The 22,297-nt window shown below is 42.0% G+C and carries 18 protein-coding genes; 14 read left to right on the top strand and 4 right to left on the bottom strand.

The window, feature by feature from the left end; translation table 11 throughout:
* Window positions 1-32 precede the first annotated feature (32 nt).
* The 9 genes from hrcA (at window position 33) to IGJ12_RS09305 (ending at window position 9,791) form a co-directional block, all read left to right on the top strand.
* Window positions 33-1,076, top strand: coding sequence for a heat-inducible transcriptional repressor HrcA (hrcA, locus tag IGJ12_RS09345; RefSeq protein ID WP_430618947.1), 1,044 nt, complete (start codon window positions 33-35; stop codon window positions 1,074-1,076).
* A gap of 38 nt (window positions 1,077-1,114) precedes the next feature.
* The gene (gene grpE / locus IGJ12_RS09340; protein ID WP_430618946.1) at window positions 1,115-1,702 is read left to right on the top strand and encodes a nucleotide exchange factor GrpE; all 588 of its coding nucleotides are present in this window, start codon (window positions 1,115-1,117) and stop codon (window positions 1,700-1,702) included.
* A gap of 53 nt (window positions 1,703-1,755) precedes the next feature.
* Window positions 1,756-3,585 (top strand): molecular chaperone DnaK, encoded by a 1,830-nt coding sequence (dnaK, locus tag IGJ12_RS09335; protein WP_005235649.1) that lies wholly within the window; start codon window positions 1,756-1,758, stop codon window positions 3,583-3,585.
* A gap of 126 nt (window positions 3,586-3,711) precedes the next feature.
* Complete coding sequence (gene dnaJ, locus IGJ12_RS09330; RefSeq protein WP_005235650.1) at window positions 3,712-4,881, top strand: molecular chaperone DnaJ; 1,170 nt, start codon at window positions 3,712-3,714, stop codon at window positions 4,879-4,881.
* Window positions 4,882-5,068: 187 nt separating this feature from the next.
* Entirely contained in the window at window positions 5,069-6,169 is a 1,101-nt protein-coding gene (locus IGJ12_RS09325; protein ID WP_008382170.1) for a glycerol dehydrogenase, read from the top strand.
* Window positions 6,170-6,575: 406 nt separating this feature from the next.
* Complete coding sequence (locus tag IGJ12_RS09320) at window positions 6,576-7,541, top strand: PLP-dependent cysteine synthase family protein (RefSeq protein WP_430618945.1); 966 nt, start codon at window positions 6,576-6,578, stop codon at window positions 7,539-7,541.
* Window positions 7,531-8,676, top strand: coding sequence for a cystathionine gamma-synthase (locus IGJ12_RS09315; protein WP_430600993.1), 1,146 nt, complete (start codon window positions 7,531-7,533; stop codon window positions 8,674-8,676). Before IGJ12_RS09320 ends, IGJ12_RS09315 begins: the two co-directional genes overlap by 11 nt.
* A 2-nt stretch (window positions 8,677-8,678) precedes the next feature.
* A complete protein-coding gene (locus IGJ12_RS09310) occupies window positions 8,679-9,323 on the top strand; it encodes a class I SAM-dependent methyltransferase (protein ID WP_430618943.1) in 645 nt (214 codons plus the stop codon).
* 12 nt (window positions 9,324-9,335) lie between these two features.
* On the top strand, window positions 9,336-9,791 hold the full coding sequence (locus tag IGJ12_RS09305) for an S-ribosylhomocysteine lyase (RefSeq protein WP_430600991.1): 456 nt from the start codon (window positions 9,336-9,338) through the stop codon (window positions 9,789-9,791).
* Between the two features lie 103 nt (window positions 9,792-9,894).
* Here IGJ12_RS09305 and IGJ12_RS09300 read toward each other — a convergent pair whose 3' ends face one another.
* Window positions 9,895-10,650, bottom strand: a complete 756-nt coding sequence (locus IGJ12_RS09300; protein WP_430618941.1) for a Tat pathway signal sequence domain protein — start codon at window positions 10,648-10,650, stop codon at window positions 9,895-9,897.
* Window positions 10,651-10,756: 106 nt separating this feature from the next.
* The gene (locus tag IGJ12_RS09295) at window positions 10,757-11,299 is read right to left on the bottom strand and encodes a hypothetical protein (protein ID WP_430618940.1); all 543 of its coding nucleotides are present in this window, start codon (window positions 11,297-11,299) and stop codon (window positions 10,757-10,759) included.
* A 389-nt stretch (window positions 11,300-11,688) separates the two neighbouring features.
* Between IGJ12_RS09295 and IGJ12_RS09290 the strand changes: the two genes are divergently transcribed.
* Window positions 11,689-11,928, top strand: a complete 240-nt coding sequence (locus IGJ12_RS09290) for a hypothetical protein (protein ID WP_008382185.1) — start codon at window positions 11,689-11,691, stop codon at window positions 11,926-11,928.
* Window positions 11,929-11,979: 51 nt separating this feature from the next.
* Here IGJ12_RS09290 and IGJ12_RS09285 read toward each other — a convergent pair whose 3' ends face one another.
* Together IGJ12_RS09285 and IGJ12_RS09280 are read right to left on the bottom strand one after the other, a co-directional pair.
* Complete coding sequence (locus tag IGJ12_RS09285) at window positions 11,980-12,717, bottom strand: amino acid ABC transporter ATP-binding protein (RefSeq protein ID WP_005235668.1); 738 nt, start codon at window positions 12,715-12,717, stop codon at window positions 11,980-11,982.
* Between the two features lies 1 nt (window position 12,718).
* On the bottom strand, window positions 12,719-14,872 hold the full coding sequence (locus IGJ12_RS09280; protein ID WP_244731756.1) for an amino acid ABC transporter substrate-binding protein/permease: 2,154 nt from the start codon (window positions 14,870-14,872) through the stop codon (window positions 12,719-12,721).
* A 270-nt stretch (window positions 14,873-15,142) separates the two neighbouring features.
* On the opposite strand from IGJ12_RS09280, the gene uvrB reads away from it, so the two are divergent.
* The 4 genes from uvrB (at window position 15,143) to IGJ12_RS09260 (ending at window position 22,240) form a co-directional block, all read left to right on the top strand.
* Complete coding sequence (uvrB, locus tag IGJ12_RS09275; protein WP_430618939.1) at window positions 15,143-17,134, top strand: excinuclease ABC subunit UvrB; 1,992 nt, start codon at window positions 15,143-15,145, stop codon at window positions 17,132-17,134.
* 13 nt (window positions 17,135-17,147) lie between these two features.
* The gene (gene uvrA, locus IGJ12_RS09270) at window positions 17,148-19,964 is read left to right on the top strand and encodes an excinuclease ABC subunit UvrA (RefSeq protein WP_430618938.1); all 2,817 of its coding nucleotides are present in this window, start codon (window positions 17,148-17,150) and stop codon (window positions 19,962-19,964) included.
* A gap of 308 nt (window positions 19,965-20,272) precedes the next feature.
* On the top strand, window positions 20,273-21,526 hold the full coding sequence (locus IGJ12_RS09265; protein ID WP_016611874.1) for a hypothetical protein: 1,254 nt from the start codon (window positions 20,273-20,275) through the stop codon (window positions 21,524-21,526).
* Window positions 21,527-21,529: 3 nt separating this feature from the next.
* Window positions 21,530-22,240, top strand: a complete 711-nt coding sequence (locus IGJ12_RS09260; protein ID WP_005235674.1) for an amino acid racemase — start codon at window positions 21,530-21,532, stop codon at window positions 22,238-22,240.
* Window positions 22,241-22,297 lie beyond the last annotated feature (57 nt).

The following is a 22,297-nucleotide window of genomic DNA, read 5'->3' as shown; positions in this document are numbered from 1 at the left end:
TAGGAATGAGTGCTAACGGAGGAGTGGATAAAATGTTGACACCTAGACAACAAATGATTTTACACCTCATCATCCAAAATTATACGAATACTGGTCAGCCCACGGGCTCGAAGCGATTGATGGAAGATGGGGTTGAAGCTAGCTCTGCCACCATTCGTAATGAGATGAAGGCGCTGGAAGAAGCTGGACTTCTGTTAAAGACACATTCATCTTCAGGGCGTGTGCCGTCAATAAAAGGGTATCGCTATTACGTTGATCACTTATTGAAGCCATCGGAAGTTGACCAAAACGAAATTCAAACCATTCGTCATTCTTTTGGAAAAGATTTTCATGAAATCAATGAAATCATCCAGCAGTCTGCCACGATCTTGTCCAACTTGACTAGCTATACAGCGTTGTCTCTCGGTCCAGATATGAAGGAAAGGAAATTGACCGGTTTTCGAATCGTCCCATTGAATGCACGACAGATCATCGCGATCATCGTGACGGATAAAGGGAATGTCGAAAATCAAGTCTTTACTCTTCCTGAATCGATGAGCAGCGAAGATTTGGAAAAAATGGTAAGGATCATCAACGACAAATTGATCGGTGAGCCTCTAATGACGGTCTACCATCGTTTAAGAACAGAGATTCCTATGATTCTGCATAAGTATTTTCAAACGACTGACGGAATCGTTGATCTCTTTGATACGATGCTGAGCCACATTTTTGAAGAAAAAATCTTCGTCGGCGGGCGAATGAATCTTCTGGATTTTGAACTGACGCAAGATGTTAGTCAGTTCAAATCGATGTATTCATTTATGAAAAATGCAGATCAGCTGACACAGCTGCTGGCGCCAAGAGATTCTGCGATTCAAATCAGAATCGGCTCTGAGCTTGGCAATGACTTGTTACAAAATATGAGTCTGATCCAAGCTAGCTATGAAATCGAAGGTCATGGACAAGGAACGATCGCTTTATTAGGTCCATCAAGTATGCCGTATTCACGGATGTTTGGTTTGATGGAAGTTTTTCGAGGCGAGTTAGCAAAAAAATTGGCCGATTATTATCGCGCATTAGACGCTGCCAATGAATAAGCGGCAATGAAACAAATCGTAGAAGGGATGGTTGAAACGTGACGGAAAAAGAAGAGCGTTTAGATGAAGAATTAGATAATACTGCTGAAGAAACCGCAGAAACAACTGAATCTTCAAATGAATCAACTGAAACTGAAGCACAGACTCCTCAACCAGAGGAAGAAACAGTGGAAAAAAGCGAATTGGAACTTTTGCAAGAAAAGAATAATGAATTGGAAGATCAATTCCTGCGTGCTCGTGCAGAGATCGCAAATATCACTTCACGTAACCGCAACGAGCGGGAACTTTTACAAAAATACCGCTCGCAAGATCTTGGCAAAAAACTGTTGCCAGCAATCGACAATTTGGAACGAGCGATGGCAGCAGATGTCGATCAAGACCAAGCGGCGAATTTGAAAAAAGGCGTTGAAATGGTTCTTGAAAGTCTGCGTCAAGCCTTAAAAGAAGAGGGAATCGAAGAGATTCCTGCTGAAGGTGCAATGTTCGATCCGAACTTGCATCAAGCGGTGCAGACTGTACCTGCCTCTGATGAAACACCGGCAGACACAATCGTTACTGTCTTGCAAAAAGGGTATAAATTGCATGATCGTGTCTTGCGTGCAAGCATGGTCATCGTTGCACAATAGTTCTTTCTATCTAGTAAGTAGATGTTTAAATTAAAAAAGGGAGTGTATTACTTATGAGTAAAATTATCGGTATCGACTTAGGAACAACAAACTCAGCTGTTGCTGTCCTTGAAGGCGGCGAAGCAAAAATCATTACGAATCCAGAAGGAAACCGTACCACACCTTCTGTTGTCTCATTCAAAAATGGTGAGATCCAAGTAGGGGAAGTTGCAAAACGCCAAGCAGTGACAAATCCTAATACGATTTCTTCTATTAAACGCCATATGGGTGAAGCTGGATACAAAGTAGAAGTTGAAGGCAAATCGTATACACCACAAGAAGTTTCCGCAATGGTTCTTCAATACATCAAAGGATTTGCTGAAGACTATTTAGGGGAAAAAGTTGAAAAAGCAGTCATCACTGTTCCTGCATACTTCAACGATGCACAACGTCAAGCAACCAAAGATGCTGGTAAAATTGCCGGTCTTGAAGTAGAACGGATCGTCAATGAACCAACTGCCGCAGCTTTAGCTTATGGGTTAGATAAAACAGATAAAGATGAAAAAATCTTGGTCTTTGACTTAGGTGGCGGTACTTTCGACGTATCGATCCTTGAATTAGGTGATGGCGTCTTTGACGTATTATCAACTGCTGGGGACAACAACCTAGGTGGGGATGACTTTGATAACAAAATCATCGATCACATGGTAGCAGAATTCAAAAAAGAAAACGGCATTGATCTTGGAAAAGACAAAATGGCTTTGCAACGTTTGAAAGATGCTGCTGAAAAAGCGAAAAAAGACTTGTCAGGTGTAACAAGTACACAAATCAGCTTACCGTTTATCACAGCTGGCGATGCTGGTCCATTGCACTTGGAAATGACCTTGACTCGTGCGAAATTTGATGAATTAACAGCAGACTTAGTAGAACGTACAAAAATTCCAGTACGTCAAGCTTTGAAAGATGCTGGTCTATCACAATCAGAAATCGACGAAGTGATCTTAGTTGGTGGTTCAACTCGTATTCCGGCAGTAGTTGATGCTGTACGTAAAGAAACCAATAAAGAACCAAACAAATCAGTAAACCCAGATGAAGTGGTAGCGATGGGGGCTGCGATCCAAGGTGGCGTGATCACTGGGGATGTGAAAGATGTTGTCTTACTAGACGTTACACCATTATCATTAGGTATCGAAACGATGGGTGCTGTCTTCACAAAACTGATCGATCGTAACACAACGATCCCTACAAGTAAATCACAAGTCTTCTCAACTGCAGCAGACAATCAACCAGCCGTTGATATCCATGTCTTGCAAGGGGAACGTCCAATGGCTGCTGATAACAAAACATTAGGAAGATTCCAATTGACGGATATTCCACCAGCACCTCGTGGCATCCCTCAAATCGAAGTAACATTTGATATCGATAAAAATGGGATCGTTAATGTTTCTGCAAAAGATTTAGGTACACAAAAAGAACAAAAAATCACGATCAAATCATCTTCAGGTTTATCAGATGAAGAAATCGAACGCATGGTAAAAGATGCTGAAGCAAATGCTGAAGCCGACAAACAGCGCAAAGAAGAAGTTGATCTACGCAATGACGTCGATGCATTGTTGTTCACTGTTGATAAAACATTGAAAGAGCTTGAAGGCAAAGTGGATGCAGACGAAGTCAAAAAAGCGGAAGAAGCTCGTGATGAGTTGAAAGCTGCGGTTGAAGCAAACAACTTAGAAGAAATGAAAACGAAACGTGATGCTTTGAATGAAATCGTACAAAACTTAACCGTTAAATTATACGAACAAGCAGCACAACAACAAGCACAAGAAAATCCAGAAGCTGCACAAGGCGGCGCAGACGATGTGGTTGACGCCGACTTTGAAGAAGTAGACGGTGACGATAAATAATCGCTGTTTGTGAAAAAGCCAAAGTCACCGCTTTGGCTTTTTCTTATGAATTTGCGAAACGTATTTTTCTAGAGCGAATTATATGCTAAAATACGAGAGACGCAAGAATAGAGTGGAGGGAAGCCAATGGCAGACAAAAGAGATTATTATGAGGTCTTAGGTCTACAAAAAGGGGCTTCGGATGACGAAATCAAAAAAGCTTATCGTAAGCTTTCAAAACAATATCATCCAGACATCAATAAAGAACCTGATGCAGAAGCAAAGTTTAAAGAGATTTCTGAGGCCTATGAAATATTAAGTGATTCCCAAAAAAGAGCTGCTTATGACCAGTATGGTCATGCTGGTACCGATCCGAACTACGGAGGCGGTTATGGCGGTGGATTCGGCGGCTTTAACAGTGGCGGATTCTCCGGTGGCGGTTTTGGTGGATTTGAAGACATTTTCGAATCATTTTTTGGTGGTGGAGGCGGCAGAGCAGCCAATCCTAATGCACCTCGACAAGGAGCAGACTTGCAATATGCGGTTGATCTTTCCTTTGAAGAAGCGATTTTCGGAGTGGAAAAAACTGTTCAATACAATCGTGAAGAAACCTGTCATACCTGCGGCGGGAACGGGGCAAAACCAGGTACTTCACCAGAAACCTGTCATAAATGTCATGGTGCAGGTACTATCAATGTTGAACGTCAAACACCGCTTGGTCGTGTAATGAGCCGTCAAACCTGTGATGTTTGTCATGGAACTGGGAAAGAAATCAAAGAACCATGTACAACCTGTCATGGTACTGGCCATGAAAAGAAAAAACATAATGTAAAAGTCAACGTGCCTGCAGGTGTCGAAGATGGACAACAAATGCGTTTATCTGGCCAAGGGGAAGCTGGAACCAATGGTGGTCCTTATGGGGACCTATACGTTGTTTTCCGTGTAGAAGAAAGTGATATTTTTGATCGTGACGGTTCAGAGATTTATTACGAGTTGCCGTTGAACTTTGTCCAAGCAGCTTTAGGAGATGAGGTCAATGTGCCAACCGTTCACGGGAATGTGAAGTTAAAAATCCCAGCTGGGACCCAAACAGGCACAAACTTCCGCTTACGCGGTAAAGGAGCACCTCGCTTACGGGGAGGCGGCAATGGCGATCAACAAGTCAAAGTGAAGCTGATCACACCTAAGAACTTAAATGAGGAACAAAAAGAAGCATTGCGGGCTTATGCAAAAGCTAGTGGTCATGAAACCACCGAACAACAACCAGAAGGATTTTTTGATAAAATGAAAGATGCTTTTGGTGGGAAAAAGAAATAACAAGTAAATAATCCAATTCATGCCCTTATAAAACCATCAGTTTTATAAGGGCATGAGTGTTTGTATGGCTATAAATGTGCAGTATGGGCGAGAATCGAATCTTCTTGGCCATCTTTTTTTCTTTTCCTTTGAAATCGCTTGCTTAGTGTGTCACAATAAAAGTAGACCAATTGAAGGAGGAGATACAATGGAAAGAATATTTGCGAGTCCGTCACGATACGTTCAAGGAAAAGGAGTATTGAAGGATGGTTTATCTCACATTAAAGATCTAGGAAAGAAAGTGCTGCTTTTGACCGATGAAACAGTTTGGAAAATTGCCGGGGAAGATTTATTTGAAAATCTCAAAGCGGCTGATTTAGGTCCGGTAAAAGAAATTTTTGGTGGAGAAGCTTCTGCAAATGAAATCGATCGTATCGTCTCTAAAGCCAAAAGCGAATCCATTGAAGTAATTGCTGCATTAGGTGGCGGGAAAGCCATCGATACTGGGAAAGCTGTTGCGGATGAATTAAACATACCGATTGCTGTTTTGCCAACGATCGCTTCTACTGATGCACCAACTTCGGCACTTTCTGTTATTTATACAGATGAAGGTCGCTTTGAAAAATATCGTTTTTACAACAAAAACCCTGAACTTGTCTTAGTGGATACAGCCGTTATTGCGAAAGCGCCTGCCAAATTACTTGCAGCGGGTATTGCGGATGCACTAGCAACCTATGTCGAAGCACGCGCCGTTGCCCGAAGCCATAGTAAGAATATGGTGGGTGGTATTCAACCAATTGCCGGCATGGCAATCGCTGAAAAATGCGAAGAGATTCTTTTTGAGAATGCACTGAAAGCCTATCAAGCAAATAAAAAACAAGTCGTTACCGAAGCTTTTGAACAAATCGTGGAAGCCAACACTCTGTTAAGTGGTTTAGGCTTTGAAAGTGCTGGTTTGGCAGCAGCTCATGCGATCCATAATGGCTTGACAGCCCTTGAAGGAGACGTCCATGATTTGACTCATGGGGAGAAAGTTGCTTACGGGACACTTACACAATTGATGCTGGAAAACGCGGATCCTGATGAAATTGACCAATATATTGAGTTGTATCAGGCGTTGGAATTACCAACGACATTAGCTGAAATGCATCTTTCTGATGTTAGCGATGCAGAGCTTATGAAAGTCGGTAAACAAGCAACCATCGAAGGGGAGACGATTCACAATATGCCGTTCACGGTATCCGCAGAAGATGTTGTAGCCGCGATCAAAGCCGTGGATGCCTATGTGACTGCTTATTATCCTCTTTAATGTTATTTTATAAACGTTCATTGATCGATACTTGTTGATTAAAAAAAATATTTGACAAAAAAAAAGAGTCGTGCTATTTTGATAACAAGCAAATTAAAGGAGGGAACAAGACATGACGAACTTCAACACACAAACTACCTGTTGTTGTTGTATGGTGCAAAAAGCAGCATACCCATTTGTCATGCCTATTATTAGTTCCTTTGTCGCAGCAGATCGCTGATTTTTTTAGTGATTCGCTTCTATCCGGATAAGACGACATTTTTTTGGGGTACTGATGTAATAGTCAGTACCCCTTTTTGTTTGCTTTTTTTTACCGCTTTCAATGGCGACGGCTGATGATTGCAAGCCAAAATATGTATATGAAGCTTACAAGTTTTGCCTAAAAATCTGAATAAGGAGTCAAACGATGATCGTTAAAAATGTAAAAGAATTGATAGGGCATACCCCGCTCTTTGAATTTGATACCGCAGCTTTAGGCGGAAAAAAGGGAAGTAAAATCTATGCGAAACTTGAATATTTAAATCCTGGTGGCAGCATTAAGGACCGCTTAGGAAAGTACTTGATCGATGAGGCATTTCGAGAGCGTACAATCAATCATGAGACAACAGTAATTGAACCGACAGCCGGAAATACCGGGATTGGCTTAGCTATTGCCGGGATCGAGCATGGACTAAAAATGATTTTTGTTATTCCGGAGAAATTCAGCATTGAAAAGCAGCAATTGATTGAGGCATTAGGCGCAACTATCGTTCATACACCAACGGAAGCTGGCATTCAAGGGGCAATCGAAAAAGCAAAGGAATTAGCAAAAGGACAGCCGAATAGTTTTATGCCATTGCAGTTTCATAATCAGAACAATCCTGCAGCCTATCAAGCAACATTGGGGCCTGAGATCTATCAGGAATTACATGGAAAAATTGACAGCTTTGTTGCAGGCGCTGGCAGTGGTGGTACTTTTGCGGGTGTCGCGACGTACTTAAAGAAGCAAAAATCAAGCACTCGTCTTGCTGTTGTTGAGCCGGAAGGATCAATCTTGAACGGCGGTCCTGCCCATGGCCACGAGATTGAAGGGATCGGTGTTGAGTTCATTCCACAATTTTTTGACGATTTGCTTATTGATAACATTTATACGATAAGTGATGCCGAAGGCTTTGCCTTTACTCGTTACTTGGCAAGAAACTATGGTCTGCTTGTTGGAAGTTCAAGTGGAGCCGTGATGGCAGCAGCAGTAAAAGAAAGCCTCGAATTACCAACCGGAAGCTCGATCGCCACAGTCTTTCCCGATGGTGGCGACCGCTATCTATCAAAAAAGATTTATGCTGGCGAATCAGCAATCACACCATTCATAGGAGGAACAAACAATGCATTTTAATACAAAAGTAATTCACGGCGGTATCAGCGAAGACGAACTCACCGGTGCAGTCAGTGTGCCAATCTACCAAACATCTACCTATCGGCAAAATGCTCTAGGTCAGCCAAAGCAATATGAATACAGTCGTTCAGGCAACCCAACTCGTTTTGCCTTAGAAGAATTGATTGCGGATCTTGAAGAAGGCGCTCAAGGGTTTGCTTTTGCCTCTGGATTAGCAGCCACCCATGCGATCTTCACGCTTTTTCAGACAGGAGATCATGTCATTTTAGGAGATGACGTTTATGGGGGGACATTTCGTTTGCTTCATCAAGTATTAGAAAAAAGCGGGTTGACTTATTCACTTGTCAAAACCGATGATTTAGTTGCTATTGAAACAGCAATTCTTCCGGAGACCAAAGCGATTTTTCTGGAAACACCGACGAACCCGCTGTTAAAAATCACGGATATCAAATCGGTTGCGAGACTAGCTGCCCAGCACGATCTCTTGACGATCGTGGATAATACCTTTGCGACGCCATATTTTCAAAAGCCGCTACAATTAGGCGCAGATATTGTGATTCACAGTGCTACCAAGTACCTCGGTGGACACAGTGATGTAGTAGCTGGATTAGCGGTTGCCAAAGAGCCGCTAATCGCCGAAAGAATTGCCTTTTTACAAAACGCTATTGGCGGTGTATTGGGGCCTCATGATAGCTGGTTGATCCAACGAAGCATCAAAACACTTGCTTTGCGGATGAAAGCACATCAAAACAATGCGATGAAAATTGCCCACTACTTACAAGCACATCAAGCTGTTGCAAAGGTCTATTATCCAGGATTGATTGACCATGAAGGTCATGAGATCGCCAAATCACAGATGTCTGGGTATAGCGGTATGATATCTTTTGAACTAAACGATGAATCGAAAACAGCAGAATTTGTTGAATCATTAAAGATTTTTACTTTAGCAGAAAGCTTAGGTGGCGTGGAAAGCTTGGTAGAAGTGCCAGCCGTGATGACCCATGCCTCGATCCCTAAAGAAATTCGTGAGCAATCTGGGATCAAAGATGGCTTGATTCGGTTGTCGGTGGGCATCGAAGACGGTGAGGATCTGCAGGCAGATTTAGAGCAAGCGTTTGAAAAGGCAGGTAGCTAGTGATGGGGAGAGAGTTTATTCCAATTTTTTCTGACTGGGCAGCTGAGTACGATGAAACAGTTGCAGGTAAGGATGAAGAATATCGAGCGGTTTTTTTCAAATATGAACAGTTACTCGCTGAAATAGCTGAAAAAGCAGGGCAGTCTGTGGTAGAATTTGGTAGTGGAACTGGAAATCTAACACAAGCTCTGCTTGATCAAGGAAAAAACGTGCTGGCAATCGAGCCATCGCCAGAGATGCGGCGGATCGCCAAGTCAAAACCCAGTCTTTCTAAAGTGACTTTTGTAGATGGTGATATGGAGATTTTTCCTGAAATCACGGATGTAACCGATACGATCGTTTCTACCTATGTTTTTCATCATCTTACGGAGGACGAAAAACAACGGGCAATCGGCAAATATGCGGCGATGCTGCCAAAAGGCGGGAAAGTGCTTTTCGGGGATACGATGTTTCTTTCCTTAGCCCGAAAAATGGAGCTAATCGATGAAGCGCGGCAAGCTGGACACCAGCGACTAGCCGCTGATCTGCAACGGGAGTACTATCCAGTTACTGCGGATATCGAACGATATTTTCGCCAACATGGGTTTACCAGTCGTTTTAAGCAAATCAATGAGTATGTTTGGCTTGTGGAAGCACAAAAAGAGTAGGAGAGATGTACAATGAAAATGAATGTTGAAAGCTTTAATTTGGATCATACGAAAGTCAAAGCACCTTATGTACGGGTTGCCGATAAAAAACAAGGAACAAATGATACCATCATCAAATATGATGTTCGTTTGAAGCAGCCGAACCAAGCACATATGGATATGGCAAGTCTGCATTCTTTAGAACATTTGACGGCAGAGTTGATTCGTAATCATGCAGATTATATCGTGGATTGGTCACCCATGGGATGCCAAACCGGCTTCTATCTGACTGTCTTGAATCATGACGATTATGAAGAGATTTTGACAGTCCTAGAAAAAACCATGAAGGATGTTTTGCAAGCAAATGAAGTACCTGCCAGCAATGAAGTGCAATGCGGTTGGGCGGCGAACCATACCTTAGAAGGTGCGCAAAAATTAGCGCAAGAATTTCTTGATGAACGTGACAATTGGTCGACCGTTTTTGCCTAAACAAAATAGAAGTAGAAAAAAGGTGCCTGCGTTTGTATTCGCGGACGCTTTTTTTGTTAATCCCGCAAAGAGAGGGGGGATTCACTATTTTTCGTTTATGGTTCTACCGCTTGGACCGTGATGCGGTGATGCCGACTCCATTCGGATTGTAGGTATGACTAATGTAAAACTCAAATCCTTCATGAACAAAGAAAAGTCTCCGAATGGCGCTAACGTCCCTGATGTGAGCATCTAAACCATACTGTACGATCAATGTCTCTTTGATCTCCTCAACATCAGCCTCTTTCTCGAATTGTGAGAAATCAATACCGAAAAATTCTGGGACATCAACCAATGTGATTTTCGCTAATCTTTCATCACCAGAATCATCAAATTCAAAATCAAAGCTGATTTTGGACAGTTTGTCCCGTGAACCTAAAGGCACTCTTTTTGTCTCGAGAGCGCTGCTATCAACCATCATTGATAACAAATCAATGGCTGAATCAGGTAAGCGAGTGGTTACTTTTCTTACTTCATCAACCATTACTCCTTGATCGGGAGAAAAAACTTTTCTAGTCTCTTCTGTGACGATCACATTTTCGCGGCGCCGCTTTCGGTTGATGGCACTGCGCTCTTGGTTTACCCGATCACTACGTTTGATAAGATCGAGGCCAAGATCGCTGATGGACTCAGGGGAAGGTCTTTCTTCCAGTAAAGCAGTTAAGTAATCGATCTCTAAAAACTGCTCGTAGGCAGCTGCCGGCTGGTTTTCGCTGTAGAAGAGGGCAGCGCCAAGCAAAAAACAACTGATACCCAAAGAAAGCAAAAGGCTTCTTCTGCTATGCTCCCGGATTTTTTTTCTAAGTCGACTCAGTTTCATTTGATCCTTCAACTCCCAAGTTTTTTTAGATGACTTCTGATAAAAGTGGTGATTGAATTTCATCCTGCGTTTTACCAATATCAGTCACGTGAGATCGCTTAATGGATTACTTAATTTCTGTTTCAGAAAACTGATCATGCCAGGCCACATCAGAAACGGTTCGGTTAATAAGAGTGACAATGATTGCTTCACCATCGGAATTGATCCAGGCATTGGATTCCACACCTACGACTGCTAGTCGCCAAGAAGGAAGGCCACCCATGATTTCAAGAACTTGATCGCAAGACATTCCTATTTGCAGTTGATGGAGCAAGTCTTTGTTGACTGTTCGATTCCACCGTCGCGGCAGCCAGATCTGCAATTGTTCACAATACGAAAATTGAGGGGCAACTGTTTCGGTACTGCTCTGAGTTTGTGCAACGTCATCAGAAGAATGAGTTGTTTCTGATGCGGGTTCTGATGCATGGTTCTCAGTTCTGGAAGAAGAAGCTCTGGTTTCTGAATCAACTGACAAAGATTGAGAAGACGACGTTGCTTCTGGTGAAAAACTGCTTTTGGTGTTGTCATCCATGATTTCGTCAATCAAGGTACAGCCAGTGAGAAAGAGGGAGAGTATCATTAGTGGGAAAAATAAAATGATGGTTTTCATAAGATAGGTTCCTCCAAAATGATTTTCTTTGCCTTACTTTGTTATTTTAATGTTGGTTTTTTATTAGGAAAACCCCGTCATTTGCTATAAAATAAAAAGAAAAATGTTTGTATACCTATTTTGGTTTGGAGGGAGTGTTGTTTAATAAGTGTAACATGTTGCTTCTGATCTGGCTGCTTGATTTCAAATGTCCTTTCATGGTTTTAGTAAAATTAGTATCTGCAGCTTACGATGGTGAAAAGGAAATGTTATAATAGATTTAACTACTCAATAAAAATTTGCTATTTTAAAGGTGAACCCTGTTTACTCTTACCAGGTCAACAGGAATCAGCATACCGTTTGCTAAGAATTTATGTAAGGATTCATAACAAGGAGAGGAGGGAATGAAGATGAGCATCTTAAAGCAGTGGCAAGCAAAACATCAAGCGAAAAAAGAAGCAAAAAAACAAGCGTTACGTTTAAAAAATGCGCAACTTCGTGCAGCAGGGAAAGAGCCATTGAAGGGTTGGGGAAAGATGGTTGATACTGGCGTCGGAGGGGCGAACAAAGCCAACCCTATCGATACAAAAGTATTTTTAGGTGAAAATCAAAAGCGGATTTCAGAAGAAACCAAACGAAAAAATCAATAAAAAAAAGACCTCTGCAACAGTCCGAGAAAAGATCTGTTGCAGAGGATTTTTTTAGATATTCAATACTTTGTCTAAGAAATCTTTCGTACGATCGTGCTTAGGGTTGGAAAAGATTTGCTCAGGTGTACCGTCTTCCAAGAAATTACCGCCATCAATAAACATCACACGGTTTGCTACTTCTTTGGCAAAGCCCATCTCATGAGTAACGATTACCATGGTCATTCCTTGTTTTGCCAAATCCTTCATAACATTGAGTACATCTCCAACCATTTCTGGATCGAGGGCGGAGGTTGGTTCATCGAACAACATCACATCGGGATTCATTGCTAAGGCTCTAGCGATTGCCACCCGTTGTTTTTGTCCTCCAGACAGATTGTCAGGGTACATGTCTTTTTTATCTGCCAAACCCACCGTCTCTAATAAACGAATCGCGTTTTGTTCCGCTTCTTGCCGAGAAGCATTTTTTAGATCCATCGGAGCTAAAATAATATTTTCTAAAACCGACAAGTGAGGGAAGAGATTGAAATGCTGAAACACCATGCCGATATGTTGACGAACAGCATTGATATTGGTGTTTTTATCCATCAGATGTGCGCCGTCAACGATAATATCGCCGCTGGTTGGTTCTTCTAAGCGGTTCAAACAGCGTAAGAACGTCGATTTCCCAGATCCTGAAGGGCCGATCACACAAACGACTTCTCCTTCAGCGATTGAAACATTGATATTGTTCAATACGGTATTGTCGCCGTATTTTTTTACAAGATTTTCAACTAAGATTTTTTCTTTCATGCTATTTCACCTTCTTTTCTAAAACTTTTGCAAGTTTCGTTAAAGCTGTGATCACGACTAAGTAAATAATCGCGATGATCAAGTAGACATAGGTACTTTGTGTGGTTCGTGCAACGATGATTTTCCCAGTTTGCAATAATTCTACGACTCCAATAACCGAGATGATCGTTGTATCTTTCAACGAGATAACGAATTGGTTAACGAAAGATGGAATCATGATTTTGATCGCTTGCGGTAAAATGATTTTCTGCATTGTCCGAGTGTAGGTCATCCCCAAACTACGAGAGGCTTCCATCTGACCTTTTGGCACCGCGTTGATCCCACCACGGACGATCTCAGCGATATAGGCACTGGCATTTAAGGTCAATGTAATGACCCCGGCTGCAAAGTCCGGAATCGTGATACCAATCGCATCGGAAAGACCGAAGAAGATGAAGAAAGCCAATACCATCATAGGAATACCACGAATGATATCAACATAGATCCCTGCAAAAACCCGCAATGCTTTGATTGGAGCAACACTGAATAGTCCAAAAATGATTCCGATCACTAATGCTAAGGCAAAAGAAATCAATGCTAGTAAAAGGGTATTCCATAATCCTTTTAATAAGACGTTATAGTTGTTGCTGATCAAACCAGTGATCGTTGATTCATCCACTCGTTTTTCTGTGGCAGATCCATCTTCAATGTATTTATTGATGATTTGATCGTACTCCCCAGTCCGTTTCATTTCTTTCAATGCTTCATTGAACATTTGGATCAGTTCAGGATTTTGGCCTTTTTTCACCGCAAATCCGTACTGACCACCAGATTCTTTTTCAATCGGTGTCACTAGTTTTTGACCTTGGCTGATGGCATAACCAATCACTGGATAATCATCCATCATGGCATCGATTTGCCCACCGTTAACAGCCGCATATAATTGATCGGCAGCATCATAATATTTGATGGAATAGCCATATTTCTCTTCGTTGGCGATCAAGAAGTCTGCACTTTCTGTCCCAACTTTTGCACCGACGGTTTTTCCATCTAGATCTTCATAGGATTTGATGGAATCATTGCCTTCTTTTACAGCGAGCTGAATGCCGCTTTCAAAGTAAGAATCAGAGAAGTCGTAGGATTGACGACGCTCATCAGTGATTGTCATCCCAGCGATCATCCCATCTGCTTGGTTACCATCCAAGGCTTGCAAAGCTCCGGAAAAACCGATGAAATTGAATTCGATGTTGAACCCTTGCAATTCTGCCGCTCGGTTCATTAAATCAACATCGATCCCTACATACTCATTGTCTTCATTTTGGAATTCAAATGGAGCGAAGGCGGAGTCACTAGCAATTCGGTAAACATCTTTCTTTGGTTCGACTTTCACCATTTCACTAGTGTCTGCATCTGTATCAGACGTTGTGATGTAAGTATTGACGATTTCGTCGTATTTGCCGGAAGCTTTCATATTGGCTAAACCAGCATTGAATTTTTCTAGGAGTTCTTGGTTTTGGCCTTTTCTGACGGCAAATCCGTAAGAAGCACCTTTTTCAGGTTCGCCGACAAGTTTCATCGGTTCGCCATTGTTGATAGCATAGCCAAGCACTGGATAATCATCAAAAGCGGCTGCCACAGTACCATTGCGTACAGCGCCATATAGTCCAGTAGCGTCATCATATAATTTGATGTCGTAGCCATATTGGTCTTTATTGCTTTCTAGAAAGCGAGCACTTTCGGTACCAACCTTTGCACCGACCGTTTCGCCTTCAAGATCCTCGTAGCTAGTAATACTGTCATTGTCAGCAGCTACTGCCATTTGAATCCCACTATCGAAATAAGGATCAGAGAAATCAAAGGTCTCTTTACGTTCATCTGTGATACTCATCCCAGCGATCATGCCATCTAACTGATTTGATTGCACGCCTTGAATGGAGGCGTCAAAACCTAAAGGACGTAAATCAACTGCAAAACCTTGATCTTCTGCGATCGCATTTAATAAATCTATATCGATCCCAACGTATTCATTATTTTCATTTTGGAATTCGAAAGGAGCAAATGTTAAATCTGTTCCTATCTTATACGTAGTTTCCTCCGCACTTGCTGACTTTACTGATAGCGTAAAAATGCTGATAATCAGCGCGATTAAAGCGAAGGACATGTGTTTTCTTTTCAAGAAAATTCCCCCTTTAGATATAACGTATTTATAGATTATATGGATTTTTTCTTCAACACACAAGTCTTTCTCTTTAAAAATATGACAAAATCGTTTAAACCTCACATCAGATGTTAGAAAATCAAACATGTTAAGTTATGCTTAATCGCATGAAACTTTCATAGCAAATGATGGCGAAAGTATGTTCGCTATGATATACTTATTTATGGAAAAGCGGCAGCGAGTTTTTCTTTTTTTGTTGTCGTTTAGAATAATCGAGGGGGAATGAAGATGATCGAAAGAACAACTTCCCATGAATTTGACTTAGTATCAAAATATCAACCAGCTGGGGATCAACCAGAAGCGATCCATCAATTGGTTGACGGGGTGGTCGGTGGAAAAAAAGCACAGATTTTGTTAGGAGCCACTGGGACCGGTAAGACTTATACGATTTCTAATCTAATCAAGGAAGTCAATAAACCGACATTGATCATTGCCCATAATAAAACACTGGCTGGACAATTATATGGCGAGTTCAAGGACTTCTTCCCAAATAATGCAGTCGAGTACTTTGTCAGTTACTATGATTACTATCAACCAGAAGCGTATGTTCCTTCCAGTGATACATACATCGAAAAAGACTCCAGTGTCAACGATGAAATCGATAAGCTCCGTCACTCGGCGACAAGTTCTTTATTAGAGAGAAACGATGTGATTGTTGTAGCTTCTGTCTCTTGTATTTTCGGTTTAGGTTCGCCGATCGAGTATGCAAGACAAGTTGTTTCTTTACGAGTAGGGATGGAAAAGTCTCGGGATCAACTATTAAAAGAATTAATCGAGATCCAATTTGAACGAAACGACATCGATTTTCAACGGGGGCGTTTTCGCGTGCGCGGCGATGTTGTGGAGATTTTCCCAGCTTCTCGTGATGAGCGAGCGTTGCGCATTGAGTTTTTTGGCGATGAAATCGATCGGATTCGTGAAGTTGATGCCTTGACGGGCGAGATCATGAGTGACACCGAACATGTGTCGATCTTTCCGGCAACCCACTTTGTGACCAATGAAGACCATATGGAACATGCGATCGCTTCAATCCAAAGTGAACTCGATGAACGACTGAAAGTTTTGCGAGCAGAAAATAAGCTGCTGGAAGCACAGCGTTTAGAGCAGCGAACCAACTATGATATTGAAATGATGCGAGAAATGGGGTATACCTCAGGGATCGAAAACTACTCTCGCCACATGGATGGACGAAAAGAAGGGGAACCGCCTTATACGTTATTGGATTTCTTCCCAGATGATTTTCTATTAGTAATCGATGAATCACACGTAACGATGCCCCAAGTTCGTGGGATGTATAATGGTGACCGTGCTAGAAAACAAATGTTAGTGGATTATGGCTTCCGTTTGCCTTCTGCACTGGACAACCGTCCGTTACGCTTGGAAGAATTTGAGAAACATGTCAATCAAATCGTCTATGTGTCAGCAACACCTGGACCCTATGAATACGATCAAACCGATACCGTCGTTCAACAAATCATTCGACCAACTGGTCTGTTAGATCCGGTGATCGAAGTACGACCGATCATGGGTCAAATTGACGACCTCGTGGGAGAAATCAATGAGCGAGTCGAGCGAAATGAACGGGTCTTTGTGACGACCTTGACGAAAAAAATGTCTGAAGATTTGACGGATTACTTCAAAGAATTAGGGATCAAAGTCAAATACTTGCACAGTGACATCAAAACATTGGAACGAACAGAGATCATTCGAGACCTGCGCCTCGGTGAATTTGATGTACTGGTCGGAATCAACTTACTGCGAGAAGGGTTAGACGTGCCGGAAGTTTCTCTGGTTGCGATTCTTGATGCCGATAAGGAAGGCTTCCTGCGCAGCGAACGCTCATTAGTCCAAACCATTGGACGGGCAGCCCGAAACTCTGAAGGAAAAGTAATCATGTACGCTGATAAAATGACTGATTCGATGCAGCGAGCGATCGATGAAACGGCGCGACGCCGAAGTATCCAAGAAGCCTACAACGAAGAACATGGGATCGTACCGAAAACCATTATTAAAGAAATTCGCGATCTGATCGCGATCACAAAAGTGGCAGAAGAGACCGGTGAATACACCACGACTTCTTATGAAGAACTGAGTCGTGAGGAAAAAGCAACCTTGTTGTTGAAGCTAGAAAAAGAGATGAAAGATGCTGCGAAAGCATTGGATTTTGAAACGGCTGCTACCTTAAGAGATACTATTTTTGAGCTAAAAGCTGCTGATTAGAAGGAGAAACACTATGGCAAATGATAAAATCGTGATCCATGGGGCACGGGCCCATAATTTAAAAAATATCGATGTGACAATTCCCAGAGACCAACTCGTTGTTGTTACTGGTCTTTCGGGTTCAGGGAAAAGTTCCTTAGCTTTTGATACGTTGTATGCCGAAGGACAACGCCGATATGTAGAAAGTCTATCGGCGTATGCCCGTCAGTTTTTAGGTCAAATGGATAAACCAGACGTAGATAGCATTGATGGACTTAGTCCAGCGATTTCTATCGATCAAAAAACCACCAGCAAGAACCCGCGATCAACAGTAGGGACGGTTACTGAAATCAATGATTATCTGCGGCTTCTTTACGCTAGAATCGGTCACCCGATTTGTCCAAATGATCACATCGAGATCACTAGTCAGTCGGTTGAGCAGATGGTGGATGAAGTTTTGGCATTACCAGAACGCACCAAGATCCAATTGTTGGCACCGATCGTTTACCAAAAGAAAGGGCAGCACAAAAAAGTCTTCGAACGTATCCAAAGAGAAGGCTATGTAAGGATGCGCGTAGACGGTGAAGTCTATGATGTTTCTGAAGCGCCTGAATTAGAAAAAAATAAAAAGCACGATATTGCCATCATCATCGACCGGATTGTTGTGAAGGAAGGCATACGTTCACGCCTGTTTGATTCTTTTGAAGCGGCATTACGGTTAGCGGACGGCTATGCGGTAGTCGATGTGATCGGCCAAAAAGAAATGCTCTTCAGTGAACATTATTCTTGTCCTTATTGCGGTTTTACGGTTGGAGAATTAGAACCACGCCTATTTTCATTCAATGCGCCTTTTGGTGCTTGTCCAGACTGTGATGGTCTTGGCGTGAAGCTAGAAGTCGATGTCGACTTAGTGATTCCCGATCAAAGCAAAACGTTGCGTGAAGGCGCACTATTGCCATGGAATCCAATCAGTTCACAATATTATCCGCAAATGCTGGAACAAGCCTGTCAAGAATTCAATATCGATATGGACACACCATTTGAAGAATTGCCAGAAGAACACAGAGATATTATCCTGAATGGTTCGAATGGGGAGATGTTCCATTTCCATTATGAGAATGATTTTGGTGGGGTGCGTGATGTTGAGGTCGCTTTTGAAGGGATCTTACCAAATATCAAACGCCGTTATCATGAAACCAACTCTGATTTTACCCGTGATCAAATGCGTTTGTATATGACAGAGTTGACTTGTAAAACCTGTCATGGCTATCGCTTGAACCCTCAAGCGCTGTGCGTGCAAGTCAATGGGAAGCATATTGGTGAAATGAGTGAGATGGCGATCAACAATGCCTTGAACTTTGTCGAAGAATTGAAACTAACGGAACAAGAGCAAATGATTGCACGTCCGATCGTGAAAGAAGTCGATGATCGTTTAAGCTTCTTAAAAAATGTCGGATTGGACTATTTGACCTTGAGTCGTGCGTCAGGCACACTCTCTGGTGGGGAAGCGCAACGAATTCGCTTGGCAACACAAATCGGCTCCAATTTGTCTGGGGTGCTTTACATTCTTGATGAGCCATCGATCGGTCTTCACCAACGAGACAATGATCGCTTGCTAGATTCATTGCGGAAAATGCGTGATCTCGGGAATACCCTGATTGTCGTTGAGCATGACGAAGACACGATGCGGGCAGCAGACTACTTGATCGATGTCGGTCCGGGTGCAGGACATGCAGGTGGCGAGATCGTCGCTGCAGGCACTCCCGATGAAGTCGCTGTCAATGAGTCTTCTTTAACAGGTCAATACTTATCTGGAAAACGAGAAATCCCAACACCGACGGAACGCCGCAAAGGCAATGGTGAAAAGATTCGTGTGACCGGTGCTTCTGAGAATAACTTGAAAAACATTTCGGTCGATTTTCCATTAGGAAAGTTCGTCGCAGTTACAGGGGTCTCTGGCTCTGGTAAATCAACATTAGTCAATGAAATTTTGAAAAAATCCTTGGCGCAAAAAATCAATCGGAATTCGAACAAACCTGGCCGCTTTAAAACCATTACTGGTTATGAAGCTATTGAGAAATTGATCGATATCGATCAGAGCCCGATTGGTCGGACACCTCGAAGCAATCCGGCAACGTATACCAGTGTCTTTGATGACATTCGTGATTTATTTGCTAAAACCAATGAGGCGAAAGTCCGTGGTTATAAAAAAGGCCGCTTTAGTTTTAATGTAAAAGGTGGACGCTGTGAAGCATGTAAAGGGGACGGAATCATCAAGATCGAGATGCACTTCTTACCTGATGTCTACGTACCTTGTGAGGTTTGTCATGGCAAACGTTATAACTCAGAAACGTTAGAAGTTCATTACAAAGGAAAAAATATTTCGGAAATCTTAGATATGACCGTGGAAGATGCAGTGGAATTTTTCCAACATATTCCCAAAATCCATCGAAAATTGCAAACGATCGTCGATGTCGGTTTAGGTTATGTCACTATGGGACAACCAGCGACTACTTTGTCTGGTGGGGAAGCGCAACGGATGAAGCTTGCCAGTGAACTGCACAAAAATTCCAATGGCAAGAGTTTTTATATCTTAGATGAACCGACGACTGGTCTGCATACGGATGATATTGCCCGTTTGTTGAAAGTTTTGGAACGATTTGTCGACGCTGGCAACACCGTTTTAGTGATCGAACACAACTTGGATGTCATCAAATCAGCGGACCATGTGATTGACCTAGGTCCAGAAGGTGGCGAAGGCGGTGGCACGATCATTGCAACTGGTACACCAGAAGAAATTGCTGCGGTTTCAGACAGCTACACCGGTCATTATTTGAAAAAAGTCCTTTAAGCAGATGAAAAAGCACTCACTTTTTCACTTGTCTGTCAATAGGTTTCGCTAAAGTTTAAGGAAGCGTGAAATATCTGCAAATTTCATGATAAGGGCTTGAAATCAAAATTTTATTTGATAGAATAGCAATAGGTATACGTATATTCGCATTGAATAAACTGCCTATAAGTTCTATCCGTTCAAAGTGGGAGAAAGCAATCAAAGATAGATACTTTGATTGCTTTTTTCTTTGTGGTATTATAATGCTATTGTAATCAAACGAAACGAGAGAGGTCGTTTTTCGTATTCAAAAGAGAGAGTGATTTTTGATGAGTCAGGAAAATTTTCTTCCCATATTATTAGGAAGTGATATGAATGTTTATGGTATGGCCAGAGCGTTCCACGAAGCATATGGTATTCAATCAGTTGCCTATGCAGGCGCCGAACTTGCACCAACCCGCTTTAGTAAAATTGTAAAAATCAATCAAGTGGAAGGTTTTGACCATGATCCCGGATTCACTGAGACGTTGATCAAGTTAGGAAAAAATACTTACAATGATCCTGCAATGAAATATTTGTTGATTCCTTGCGGCGATGGTTATGCGGAACTGTTGGCGAAGCATAAAGAAGAATTGGCGCCCTATTATACCTTTATCGCTAACGATTATTCTTTACTAAAAAGGTTGATCAACAAAGTAAGCTTTTACGAAGTCTGCGAGGAATATGGCTTGCCTTATCCTAAGACCTTCATTTTAACGCCTGAACTGTTGACGGAAGGAACGTTCAAAGGAGAGCTGCCTTTTGATTTTCCTGTGGCATTGAAACCGGCAAATAGTGTAGCATGGCTGTCAGTTGATTTTGAAGGACGCAAAAAAGCCTTTATTATTGATAATCGAATAGAATTTGAAGAAATCGTTTCTCGCATTTATCAAGCGGGTTATCAATATGAAATGATCGTCCAAGATTTTATTCCCGGTGATGACAGCAACATGCGGGTTTTAAATGCCTATGTTGATGAGAATCACGAAGTTCGCGTGATGGGCTTAGGTCATCCTTTACTAGAAGACCCAACCCCTGGCGCTGTCGGGAATTACGTAGTGATCATTCCAGACGAAAATGATCAAATTTATCAAATGATCCGTAAGTTTTTAAAAGAGATCGAGTATGTTGGATTTGCCAATTTTGACTTGAAATATGATGCGCGAGACGGGCAATATAAACTATTTGAAATCAACTTGCGCCAAGGAAGAAGCAGTTTCTTTATTACCTTAAGCGGATTGAATTTGGCAAAGTTTATCACTGAAGATTTAGTCTTCGAAAAACCTTATACAGAAACGGTTTATGGCAAAGCTGACGCGCCAGAAGCGAAATTATGGCTAGGGGTACCAAAAAACATCTTCTTGACTTATGCAAAAGAAAATCCTGCGAAAGAACGAGCAAAAAAATTATTAGCAGAAAATCGCTGGGGAACGACCGTCTTTTATAAAGAAGACTTATCTCTGAAGCGTTGGATTCTGTTAAAGAGAATGTTCCATCTATACAACAAACGATTCAAAACGTATTTCCATACGAAAGAAGGCTAGAAGATGGAGAATTTTTTTAGTATTTTAGGCGGCATGGGAACGTTAGCGACGGAAAGTTTCGTCCGCATTTTAAATCGACGGACACAGACCCATAAAGACCAAGATTACTTGAACTATGTTTTATTCAATCATGCGACAGTACCGGATCGGACGGCATATATTTTAGACAATACGTTAGAAAACCCTGTTCCTTATTTAATGGACGACATCGAAAAACAAAATTTATTAAAGCCAAATTTTATTGTGTTGACTTGTAACACAGCGCATTATTTTTTTGATGAGTTGCAAGCGGCTACTGAGATTGAGATTTTGCATATGCCTCGTGAGGCAGCGAAAGTCGTTTTTGAAAAAGGCGTCACTGGAAAAGTGGCCTTTCTTGGGACAGAAGGCAGTGTCAAAGCCGGCATCTATGAGAAAGAATTGCGCCAGTTGGGACTTGATGTCTATCTCCCAGAGCCAGCGATCCAAAAAAAGGTCAATACATTGATCTATGATCGAATCAAAGAAAATGATCATCTGGATCAAGAACTTTACTTTGAGATACTGGAAGAAGTCACCGAACGCATCGGCTGTGAAAGCGTAGTACTTGGATGTACCGAGTTATCCTTGATGGATGAATTTGTGACTGACAATCCTTATCCAGTCGTGGATGCCCAATCCATTTTAGTTGATCGGACGATTGAAAAAGCATTGGCAAATCGCCAAGCAATCTAAAGCTGATAGCGACGTTAGCGGCATTTTTTGAGCTAACGTCTTTTTTTATGCCGGTGT

Source organism: Enterococcus sp. DIV0802b, from assembly GCF_050543535.1.
Taxonomy (GTDB): domain Bacteria; phylum Bacillota; class Bacilli; order Lactobacillales; family Enterococcaceae; genus Enterococcus_D; species Enterococcus_D entomosocium.
Note: the sequence above shows the minus strand (reverse complement) of the source record. Positions and strands in the feature narration are given on the sequence as shown.